Below are 12215 nucleotides of genomic sequence, written 5' to 3'. Positions count from 1 at the left end.
TTTATTTTTTTAAATTAACTATATTCTTGATGGCATAAGTCCAATTGAAAATTCCAGGGAATTTTGCACCATAATCATAAAACTGTTGCAGATATCCACTAAAATCAAGTCCGTGAAATTTCAATGAATTAATTGTAAAATGATAAGCAGAGGATTCTGTATAATCCGAATACTTACTTCCATATTTTGCCATTAAACCAATATATCTATGATATGCGTGAATATATTCATGTCCGAAAATAGCTTGCTTCACATAATCACTTTTCAGTCCAAGATTGGGAGCAATGAGTATTGTAGTTTTTTCTCCTTTAGTTAGAAACTCCCACCAATTTTTATTTCTGTTTGTCGTAAGACCAAGAACATATCCAGCCTCTTTTGGATCAGTTGTTATAATTCTTTTTGCTGGTTGTGAAATACTATATCCTTTAGAATGTTTTTATTTCGTGCTTTAAATGATTGACCCGTGACTGAATAATTTTATTGAGGCTGTCCAAACTTTTTGGACAGCCTCTTTTATTTTGTAATGTCTATATCTTCTAACGATTTTCCCTTTACTATTTTTTGCAAATCTCCATAGGATATATTTTTTATAATAGTATCTTTCTTTAAATCCTGTATAAAATATTTTAGATCTTTTTTGTTTACTTTTTTCGGGGTCATTGAATAAGTTGGATCAATAGAAATTAATAAATAAGCATCATTATATTTGCAATCTACAAGTCCACTATCGATAATCATTGTATTATTCTTCATCATTCTATTCTGATTTCCTCCTTCAAAATCAACTTCATATCCACCAAAAGGTAATTCTTCGTAATTATCAGACATATTACAAGAATATATAAATAACAATGTACTCAATTTTAAAATTTTTTTCATAACTATATTATTTAAAATCTTTGGTAAAATCATATCCTTTCGGCGGTTTAATTGTATTTATCCCTCTAAAATTGATTTTATACTGTACTCCTTTTCCTGCAAACCACCTTCCTATAGAATTTGCCGGATTTCTTATCGGCGAACTCCAATAAGAACCATGTTGTTCAAAATTATAAGTGTCAGAAAGTATCCTTACCTGGTTATTTCCTAAATATTCAACACTAACATTTCCAAAAACTCTACCTTGTTCAGAATTTAATAAAGTTTGCACTCCATAGGTTTCTCCTTTTACCCATCCTTTGGTGTTAACTGAATTTAAATCAACCTTACTCGCGTCCACAGTAATTGGTTGCCCTTTTCCATTCCTATACCAGTCATTTGCTTCAGATAAACTGATTTTCCCATCTTCATTTTTATTCCAAGGTTCTTTCTGCTGTTGAGTTTGAGTAGAGTTATCATCCAATGGATTTCCGATTTCATGCATTGTGTGATTTAATCCGCCAACAACACCTCCAATCAAAGCACCTTGCCAGCAGAAATTACCTCCAGAAGTTCTGCTCCAACACCTCCTGCAACGGCACCAAAAGCTACTGTTCCTACTACACTGTTAGCAGTATTGCCCGCTATTGCTCCAAAAGCAGAAGCTCCTAAGCTTCAAATTTACCAAACTATACCTTTGATTTTTTCTATTCTGTTGATCCTCTTACATCGTAAAAAAACATATTTTGTTTTGAAATTAAATTTTCTTAATTCTTTATTTTTCCAACTGAATTTAGAATAGATTAAGTTACTATCGCAATAATAATTTTTTATATAATAATTTCCTAAAACAAAATCATTAAAAACCCTACTTTGGTTTTCTAGAAAAGGTATTCTTTTTTTTAAATTATTATATTGAATATAAATATCATGATCATTTATTGATATTGTAAATTGATCAGTTCCAACTGAATTTTCAAACATATAAGTGTTACCATCTTCATACAGCATAAATTTTCTATAATTATTAATTTCATTATTTTCCATGTATAGCTTATTTAAATGTAGTATGTTTCCAATATTTTGGATTTAAATAAATATGAGCATTGGTCTTTGTAGATAAATTATTAAGATTAATATGTGTTCTATATCCTATCTTTGGAGAAGGTATATTATGTCGTTCAAATCTGAACATGTAATTTTTAGATTGATTCATCCATTTTATAGAAAAAGTAGTCTGTCCACCTGGTCTATAAACTAATTTTTCAAACATAAATTTACCTTTTGATAAAACTCTAATTCCTTTAAAAATTGCTCCTCCACCTATTTCACTAACAGCAATATCAAAACTCGGATCATATAGTGCAGGACTTTGTAATCGGGTATCTAGTTTAATATTTATTCCAAAATCTCTTTTTCCACCACCTGCTGAAGCAGTTGAAACGCCATTTTGAACATTAGCAGTTGCAATGAGTCTCAATTTTGGAGAACCTGTAGATTCTGGTTCATAAAGATAATCTGTTTTATCTCCACCTTTATCTCCTATTTTAGTAGTAGAACCATCTTTATTAAGCATATATTCGTTAGGAGGGTCTATATTATGCAACGTATGATTCAATCCAGCGACAACACCTCCAATCAAAGCACCTTGCCAGAAATTTCCTCCAGAAAGTTCTGCTCCAACACCTCCTGCAACGGCACCAAAAGCTACTGTTCCTACTACACTGTTAGCAGTATTGCCCGCTATTGCTCCAAAAGCAGAAGCTCCTATACTTCCAAAAAATCCTGAGAAGAAAGACTGCTGGAAACTGTTATTCTGCATTAAAGATAAAGCTCCCTGAGCTACACCATGAGCAACAGCTTTTACCACAAAAGCGGCATCTCCCAGGCTCTTGGCAAACTGTGTAGCTGCTCCGGCAGTAGAGCTAAAGATACTGCCGACCCCGAAGGTCACTGCTCCTGAAGCCGCACCAAAAAATATGGCTTTCAATCCCCCTGCCAAAGATACCCCTTGATTGGTGATGGCTGCGGTAATCATATAGGATGTAAATCCAATGTATGCTCCTATAATTACTGCTTTCCAGAATAAGACACCAAGGCCCAAAAATTGAAAAAATTCACCATTTGGATCATTAAACATCAACGGATTATTCATCACATACCCATACTTGTTGTAGTTTTGGGTGTTGAATGGCTCTTGAATATTTTCGTCCGCATTTAAGAACCTTCTCAATAATGGATCATACAATCTACCATTCATGTGGATTATTCCTACTTCTGCAAAATGCTCATGGCTGGTGTAACCTCTATCTGCCAATAACGAGGAATTATTAATAATATTCTTATCCGTGATAATGGCTCCATTTCCAATCTGAAGATGAGTGAAATTACCCCATGCATCGAAATGCCTTTGTTCGAGCCTGTTACCGGCTTCATCACTAATAGCTAAAACACTTCCTATATAATCTTTGTGCAAAAATTTGTAAGAACCGCTGCTCTCTGTATAATCTTTCAAATATACAATGTTACTTTCATAAGGCGTTCCACCAATATAAAGAATGTGCTTTTCCTTTCCAGTCGTATTGTCTTTTACTACTTCAAAACTTCCATCCTCACTGTAAAACTTTGTGAACTTACCATCACCATCAACACTGAAATTGCCTCCATAGGTTACTCTCTGCCTCATTGAAGTTAAGCCGTACTGGAAGGCTGCATCTCCTTTTTCCCCATCGATGAATACAGGATCATTATTTTCATTATAAACAATGTTCTGAATAAGATTACTGTTATAATTCTGTTCTCCAGCCACATTCAAAGTCATTCCAGACGGCTGGTAGATTTTAGAAGCGTTTTCATACTTCATGGTTCCTACCTGATCGTTTTCCGTAATTCTTCCTTTAATGTCATAATTATTATGTGACATTTGTCCTGTAGCAGGATTTGTCCAATTAATTAATCTGTTGCTGTCATCATAATTAAATATCTCTGTAATATTAAAATCCCCACCTCTTGTTCTCGTCTTTAGCTCATTTTTAATGGCATCGAAAGTATAGTTCATCTGAAGAACTATAGTGTTATTCTGGTTTATATGACTTATACTAGTTAAAAATCCATAAGAATCATAAGCATTATTAATATCGACTGCTCCTAATTTTGTTTTCAGGACTTGTCCTTTAGCATTGGTTTCTTTGAGCTCCCAAAGGGCTTTGCCTGTAACTTTATCCTTTACCAGATACAATTCTCCATTCCATGTGCTGTACAAATTTTCAATCTGAACTTTGGTCAAAACACCAGAGGAATACAATTGTTTTTCGTAAGAAATTATCCTTCCTTTATCATCATAAGTAATTCCTTTTTGGATAAAGTATTTTCCATTGCTGCTTTCTGATGATGATAATACTCTTCCCTGCAGATCATAAGAAATAGTAGAACTATATGCCTGTCCTTTTGAAGTTCCTCCCTTAGAAATGAGTCTTCCTTTATCATCATAAATAAAGGAAATTAATTTATTGGTTGCTTCTCCACCATCAGCAGTAGAAATTTCTTTTTGAGAAATTAATTGCCCTAGATTATTATATGTATATTCTTTCGTTCCTTTCGGGCTAATAATCTTTTTAGGTTGACCGAAGCCATCATATTCATATTTATAAATACCATTAGATGGATCGTTGAATTCTGATTTTCTTCCCCATGAATCATATTTCGTAGTTACGATATTCTCAGCATATTGAGCTTTAATCTGCTCTCCGGCAGCGTTGTAAGAAAACTGTATTGTACCTCCTTTGTCGGTGCTTGAAAGTACGTTTCCTAATGCATCAGCAGTTTTGGAGGTACTTCTTGCATAACCGTTGATTTCTTTAACAGTTGTCGTTAAGCCTGAGATAGTAGTTTCTACCTTCTTTCCAATAAAACCCTGTATTACATATTCCGAATTAAATGAATTGACAAGTGATACGGATGCTATTTTAGCAGGAAAGATGGTATCATCATAGGTTATACCATTCCACAAGCTTGGATTTTGCCCCTCAAAGTAAGGTTCACTTTCCATTATTTTTCTGCCTAAAACATCATATCTAATATTTTGAGAAACAAATTGTCCCTGTTCAAAGGCTTTGGTAGAGGTTTTATATTCCTGTCCAAATCTATTGGTAAATTTCTTGGAAATATCACCATCAGGATCATTCTGTGTAACAATAATATTGGACTGAGAATCTTTTTCGTATTGGTAGGTCGTCGTGCCTTCTAAATTGCTTTTAGAAGTTAGCAACTTACCCCAGTTATCATAAGTATTAATCAGGGTATTTCCTAAAGGGTCGATTTGTTTTTTAATCTGCCCCCAATCATTGTATTCAATATTCGTTTCCAGTCCTAAATTATCAATTTTCTTTATGACAAATCTTCCTTTCGGATCATAATCACTTGTTGTGGTCTGGGTTTGGGAGTCAATACTATTGCTGATCGTTTTATTTGTAATATTTCCAAAGCCATCATAATTGTATGTTTCCTGTAAATATCCGGTATTATCCCTGTTCCATGTTTTTAATGTTTTTAAAAGATTATTTTCATATGTATATTCTTCTTTGGCAGATTTGGTATCCCCATACGCCTGTACCGCATCAGTTTTAGTTTTCGGACGTCCAATATAATAATCTGTACCAATTCCTGAAGGGTTATTAATATACTCAAACGTCGATGTAGTGATTCCATACCCATTATTAACATTAAAGATACTTTGGTTTGGTAAATAATAATCACCATAAGTAACACTTCCGGTTGTAAGTATACCAGTTAAAAAATCTTTGGATTTTGTATTTTTCGGAACAATGGCTGTTACCACTTTAGGCTTATCGTCAACAGCTACTGTTGTTACAACAGTTCCGTTAATCAGTTTATCTGCTTGATAAACTATAGATTTAAAGCTTAATAGCTGGGTGTTATTTTCTGAAATATCCGCCGGGAATATTTTACTTTCATCATTGGTTCTGATCGACCATTCTTTCACGGGAAGACCATCAATTGTTGGATCAATCTCTGTTCCTGACCAGATTTTTGTGTTCTCAAAGCCATCGGAATACCATGAGGAACGGGCCATTTGACGATAGCCAATGAAGCCCTTTCCTGTATTATGATTCAAAAATCCTCTGTATCTGAAATCCTGATACAGTACCTTACCTGGAGAAATCATTTTATTTAATTGAGCCACCGCAAATGATTTTGGCAATTTGGATGATTCATAATAGGGATATTCTTCTTTTTTTATAGGCAGGTACAAGTCCGGGTTGATATCGGGATTCAATTCTTTATAAATCACATTGAGTATAGTTCCTCCCTGTTCTATGGATTGGATCCTTGACAGGGTGGTCAGTGAAGGGTGATTATAGTATTGGGCATAATTTTCAGTACATCCTGAACAATTAGCTAGTTTTCCAAGAAGTATGAGCTGCTGATGGGTATTGCTCATAGTGATTTGGTTAAAAACAATGGCTTTCTGCGGATAGTTGTTTGTCCATACCCTTGTTTTATAGAAAGTATACTTACTGCTAGTATCTGTACCTTGATATATACTGTAATTGTCTATTTTATTGAGTGAATAGACAGAAACCTGAGATAACGTATTTTCCTGATCGTTATGCGCATCCCATTCATGTTCTTCATATTGAACTTCTGTAACTATAAATTCCGATTTTCCATCGCCATCAATATCATTAACATCATAATTAAAATAGCCGAGTTTTACGCGGTCACAACTATTTCCCAAAAATCCGCTATGGCTGTCTTGGAAATATACTGTTGCATTGGTTTGAAAAGGGGCTAATGCAACAGTAGAAGTAATAAAGCTTTTACCATCGGAAATATATAGTTTCCATTGATTGGTGTTATTACTGACAGGTATTAATATATCCGCTTTATTGTCTCCATTAAAGTCAGCAAAGAACATATTTGTGTACATCTGGCCTACAAAATTCTGACCAGTGAAATTTCCAATCGTGGCTGTGGAATAATTGAAGTTACCATCTCTTTTTATATTAAAAACCTTACTAAATTGAGAGTTGGTCATTGTTATTATTTCCTGGACCCCATCTCCATTTAAATCAGCAAAAAGAACTTTCGGGTTTTCTAAACCACTTTCTATCTTATATATATTCTGTGGTGAAATTAGAGCTTCTTCTAAATCCAAAAAAATTAAAGATGTATAGGATGTTAGAGTTGTTCCCGGAACTATATTAACTGATTCATCAGGAGTTTGCAATTCAGTCTGCATGGCATCTGTTGAACTATTTATATCTAATGGCGGATCAGTTGGATCACCTCCATTATTACATCTTTTGGTAACTCTAAATTTAACAATAAGTTCTGATACCCCGTCTCCGTTATAATCATAAGCCAGAATATCTCCAACAGCAGGAGCTGAAATATTGCATATTTCAAATTCATCATCAGGGCTATAAGGCGAGTACTGATCATGAGTAATAGTTTTTGAATACTCAAAAACCAACTTCTGATTAGTTATATCAACAGAATAAACCTGGAATTCATAATCTTTTTTATTAGTTATATCGGTACTTTTTTGAACCGGAATTACCAACCCTATACTATTTTTAATATAATTATCTTTTTTAAATGTAACAGGAGTAGATCTACTAAAATCCCCTGATGTAAACTTAGAGGGATCATAACTTAATATAACATCTGATACCCCTTTATAGAGTGAGCTTCTGTATTTGAGAACTCCATTAGAGACAAACTCAATATAATCAGTTTCCCCATCTAAATTAAAGTCTGCATATTTTTTAGTCGCGTTGGTTGCACTAAGGGATTGGTAGGGAGTATATTCGGTAGTATTATTTTGTTCATAATTAAAAATAACCGGATTAGCAGACTCATTAGCAGCGTTGAATTCGGTGAGTTTCTTGGCAAATTGATAGCTTGTTCCATTGTCTGCATACTCTATAGCATATCTTTTAAACTGATTTCCATTGGATTTTACCACAATTTCTTTTAACAGTCTGTTTTGTATAAATTCAATACCACTTAAATAGTTAATTTCCTTAAACGTTCTTTCGTTAAAATAATTAAACTCTATTATATTAAAATGAGTTTTACCCAAAGTTTCGTTTCCGCCCCATTCTATACTGGATATTGTAGCAACATTTGTAGAAGCTATTTGTGTATAATTGTATATTATATAATTCCCTTTTATGTCTTTCCACTTTACAATATTGTATTCAAGAGGAGTCCTTGCATTACTATTTCCAGGAGCTACTGCTCCATACCAAGCCTGAGACCCATCTTCAAATGTCACTTCCCAATACTCAGGACCTGAGATACTGAGGTTATTTCCAACCGATTTGATCTTTGTATTAGAATATTTTTCGGTCACATATTCTGCACCATCTTTGCCATATTCTCCGGATTTTAATATCAATCTCTGCCCATTAAAACTATAAAGGTCAGAGTAATCTAATTGTATCCCTTTTACAGCACCATCTTTTTCGATGTTTTTTCCGACCCTTGAAATAGCAGTAATTCCTGATAAAGTCCACCCGTAACCTGCTATTCCATTACTGGAACCACTGGTATAAGCCAAATTAATTTGTGGAGCAACAGATTTCACTCCCGGCGGTAAAGCTATGGGTAAACTAAACTGTAACTGTCCGGCAGCGGTAACATCAACATCGCCTTTGGTATCATAAAATTTGTTATCTGTTGTTTCAGTCGTACCTGAGGGATTATTAGCTCCTGCTCCTGAATCTACTGGACCTCCCCCTGGATTTTCTGTTGCAGGACCAATTTTAGCAATAAATGGATTCGATGAGCTTGAAGAAGCATAAAATCCTTCAGTAAGAATTACTGACTGCGGATCCTGTACTGTTCGTGAGGTACTTTCTGCCTGGTATAGTATGGTCTGTGAAAAGCCCAGTACTGAAAACAAGGACAGTATAAATGATGAAATAAATTTCATATTTGTTGTTTTGTAGTAAATAATTTTGGTTAAAAGTTTATCGTTTAGTGATATTTCGACTAAACACTCTTCCGTCTTTCAATGTAAAGCGTAATACATAGATTCCCCATTCATAGCCTGTCATGTTGATTTTAATTTGCTTATTTAGATCAGGCATATTTTGCTGCTGGAATTTCCAGTGTATCGTACTATGCTGGTATAAGGATACAGATTCTATGAGTTCATCTACTTCATCTGTCCAGTCGATTGTCAAAACATCGTTTACAGGAACAGGGTAAAGCCTGATTTGCTTCCAAAAAGTAGCTTCATCCATCATTTGGGATTCAGACTGAGTTTGAGTTACAGAAACAGTTTTAGCTTCTGTTTTTGCAGACTCCTGTACTGTTTTCCCAGCTATATTAGTTCCTCTATATCGTTGGTTTCCTGCTTCATCATATTTGAAATACACTTCGGTTTGGGAAAACCCGAAGAAGCCTATGAATAATGAAAATATCGAAAATAATTTTGTTTTCATCTTTGGGTTTATTTTTTGGTGGAAAGGATTTGTCGAACTTGCTCTTTCAATTCTTTTATGTCTTCGGATTGAGTTTTCAAAGTTTTGTTCTCTTCCTGAAGACTTTTTATCTGTTTATTCTGTTCAATGGAATACAAAGTCAATTCTTCTATCTTTTCCATAAGTTTGGCATTCATTTGAGCTATATTAAGTCCATTTTTCAAAACATCTTCTTCTGATGGAATATTGGGAAGGTGCCCATTCTTCTGAATGTACTTTTCTACTTCTTCTAAACTGTTGAGCTTATAGTCTTTTTTAAATACATAATCTGCCCATACATTAGCCTTTACCTGAACTTCTTTGGCATATATTTTACCATCAAATCTTGCAATGGCATTATTGAAAAACTTTACCCAAGTACCATTAGCATGGTCTTGAACGCCTACATAATATTGTCCATCATTGTTATTGTTAGGCATGGAAAGAATAATATTATGGGTTTTCCCTTTATTTCTAAGCACTGTATCTCCTGTCATTCCTCCCCAGCATCCATCGCAAGTAGATTTTGTAATCTGGAATGACCCTAATGAACTGGCCACTTCCAAATTAGGATTTTCTGCCTTATAGACTCTGAAAAAAGCTTCACCGCTTCCCCCGGGATCACCAGTCCCTACCTTAACTGTTCCATTAGAAAGGATACTCATAACTTCCGTATTGTTGGTTTTTAGAACCAGAGGTTGAGCGTCTGTTGTTCCAAGAAAGTTGTTAGAAGAACTGATGCCGGAATTTCCTGTCAGATTCCATGATTGTGCGAATGTGAAAGATGATGCCAATAAGACCAGTGATAATAATTTTTGTTTCATCATAGTATGTTTAAAATGTTAGTTTTAAATTTTTGCAAAAATATTCTTTTTTACTCACAGTGAAAAGATTTATTCAATAAGTTTAATTTGAACTTTCTCATCTTTAGCTTTTTGTAACAATTTTAATTAATTTATTACAAAGCTATCCTGTCAAAGCGACAAAACTCGACGTGTTATTTTTTGGGGAGATCTTTTTCAATGTAGATTTAAATAGATAAAGAGAGTGATCTAGAAAAAAGAAGAATATAAAACCCTGATTCTAAGGCATAAAAAAGCCCAACAAACTTGACATTTTGTTTGGGCTCTTAAAAAGTGGTCCCACCTGGGCTCGAACCAAGTACATCTGGGTTATAACCCAGTATCTCTAACCTACTGAGCACACGGTATCTATAATTCAATTATCAAGAGTGCTCTTTTAAGGGTCTGCCTAAAACTATGCCTTTTAGTCTAAAACTCCTAACATAATAGAATATAATTAAGAAATCAAATTATCATGATATGGTTTGTAATAATATTACAGAGCAATATTTACAATCTTATATGACAAGTAGAAGTCTTCTACCTTCTTTTATTTAACAGTATTAAAGTTCCATTTTCCTTAATCTTATCAGAAACATAGTAGAAGTCTTCAGGCTTATTCATGTCTTGCATCAAGAATGTGCCTTTATCTGTAGTATTGATGTATTGTACACCAAATCCTGTAGAACCTTCTGGCATTTGAAACAGGATATAATAACTCTTATAAAAGGTATCATATTCGATTGAAAGAATTTTTCCATAGGGTCTTTCAAATAACACTTTCTTAGTTTTTGCATCCTGAGCTGCTAAATAGATGTCACCTTTCATATAGGTGATTTTATCTGTTTGAGCTTTAATAAGCATTGCAAGGAAAAACAATAATAGTAATGTAGCTTTTTTCATGGGTAAATATTTTTTATGGAAGTTTTGTTTTAGGAATTTTATAAGAGTTTAGGAATTCTATTATCTCATCTGTATTAGCTTCAGTAAGTCCTACTTTATCATCTATTTGAAAGAAATGTTTCTCTTGAATATCAAATATATCATCTTCATCATCTATTATTACATAGTTTTCTAAACCTCCTTTTAAAGTTCTGTGATAATCTCTAATCCATTTAAGGATTTCCAGACCTCTCGGAGCTAATTCAAATGTTTCTTTATAATGAAGGGATTCTGTAACACTTATTATCTCAACAATCAGATTAACTTCTTTAAATAGCTCATTGATTTCCTCTAAGCTTTTTATAAGTCTCCATGCAGAAGATAAAACCACTTTAGAATCGGTACTGCTTATTATTCTGTTTAGTGCAGTAACATTTCGTGGATCAAAATGAGAGGTTTCTTTATGATGGGAATGTAGACTTTTATTCTTGTAATAATCTGCATTATTGAGTACTCCATCTATGTCTAGAAAAATAATTTTCATTTCTTTTTGGTTTTAAGTTTGAATATCAAGAAGAGAAATCCTATTATTCCTAGACTAATCAATCCCCATTTAATAGTCTTTTTAGTATCATATTCCTTCTGCATCTCTTGAAGAGTTATCTCATTAGGCATTTCATAAGGGCTAAGTCCATTAGCTTCTGTCATTTCTGCATATTCTTTTGGGATGGTATTTATACTTTTCCCTCCACTTCCATAAAGCCCAGACTTATCTTCTCCATAGGTATTAGGATCTTTAGGAACATGAGGGTTTTCTTTACTGTTGGCTTTCTTCCAGAATTCTTTTGATAATTCTTTCTGAGTTTTTTTTGAAATGTTTCCAATCTTTAAAACCATTTCTGAGTTTTTAAAACTCTTTACTTTACCATTTTTAAAAGTAATCGTAGCTATTCCATTCTCTCCATAACTCCAAACCTCTTCTCCAAGAGCATCATAATTTTGAATACTATAAGGATTTCCCTGAACTTTTTTCACATCTGATTTAGTAGAACCAACATTTATATACTGTTGTGCATAAATAACAGCATTACAGCTTACTAGTATTACTAATAATGTTCTTTTCATGTTTGAAATTTTC

10 protein-coding genes are annotated in these 12215 nt (G+C 33.7%); all 10 read right to left on the bottom strand.

The window, feature by feature from the left end; all coding sequences use genetic code 11:
* Position 1: 1 nt before the first annotated feature.
* The 10 genes from ACQWU4_RS12785 to ACQWU4_RS12740 all read right to left on the bottom strand — a co-directional run bounded on the left by ACQWU4_RS12785 (position 2) and on the right by ACQWU4_RS12740 (position 12202).
* Entirely contained in the window at positions 2-253 is a 252-nt protein-coding gene (locus ACQWU4_RS12785) for a hypothetical protein (protein WP_429936154.1), read from the bottom strand.
* Between the two features lie 260 nt (positions 254-513).
* A complete protein-coding gene (locus ACQWU4_RS12780; protein ID WP_429936153.1) occupies positions 514-879 on the bottom strand; it encodes a hypothetical protein in 366 nt (121 codons plus the stop codon).
* Between the two features lie 7 nt (positions 880-886).
* The gene (locus ACQWU4_RS12775) at positions 887-1363 is read right to left on the bottom strand and encodes a hypothetical protein (protein ID WP_429936152.1); all 477 of its coding nucleotides are present in this window, start codon (positions 1361-1363) and stop codon (positions 887-889) included.
* A 176-nt stretch (positions 1364-1539) separates the two neighbouring features.
* On the bottom strand, positions 1540-1905 hold the full coding sequence (locus tag ACQWU4_RS12770) for a hypothetical protein (RefSeq protein ID WP_429936151.1): 366 nt from the start codon (positions 1903-1905) through the stop codon (positions 1540-1542).
* Between the two features lie 7 nt (positions 1906-1912).
* Entirely contained in the window at positions 1913-8821 is a 6909-nt protein-coding gene (locus ACQWU4_RS12765) for an RHS repeat-associated core domain-containing protein (protein WP_429936150.1), read from the bottom strand.
* 37 nt (positions 8822-8858) lie between these two features.
* Complete coding sequence (locus ACQWU4_RS12760) at positions 8859-9335, bottom strand: hypothetical protein (protein WP_429936149.1); 477 nt, start codon at positions 9333-9335, stop codon at positions 8859-8861.
* An 8-nt stretch (positions 9336-9343) separates the two neighbouring features.
* Positions 9344-10180 (bottom strand): cell wall anchor protein, encoded by an 837-nt coding sequence (locus ACQWU4_RS12755; protein WP_429936148.1) that lies wholly within the window; start codon positions 10178-10180, stop codon positions 9344-9346.
* A gap of 555 nt (positions 10181-10735) precedes the next feature.
* Positions 10736-11098, bottom strand: coding sequence for a hypothetical protein (locus ACQWU4_RS12750; protein WP_429936147.1), 363 nt, complete (start codon positions 11096-11098; stop codon positions 10736-10738).
* Positions 11099-11111: 13 nt separating this feature from the next.
* Positions 11112-11621, bottom strand: a complete 510-nt coding sequence (locus tag ACQWU4_RS12745; RefSeq protein WP_429936146.1) for an HAD domain-containing protein — start codon at positions 11619-11621, stop codon at positions 11112-11114.
* A complete protein-coding gene (locus ACQWU4_RS12740; RefSeq protein ID WP_429936145.1) occupies positions 11618-12202 on the bottom strand; it encodes a hypothetical protein in 585 nt (194 codons plus the stop codon). Before ACQWU4_RS12740 ends, ACQWU4_RS12745 begins: the two co-directional genes overlap by 4 nt.
* Positions 12203-12215 lie beyond the last annotated feature (13 nt).

The sequence above is a fragment of the Chryseobacterium sp. MIQD13 genome (assembly GCF_050496705.1).
GTDB lineage: Bacteria > Bacteroidota > Bacteroidia > Flavobacteriales > Weeksellaceae > Chryseobacterium.
Note: the sequence above shows the minus strand (reverse complement) of the source record. Positions and strands in the feature narration are given on the sequence as shown.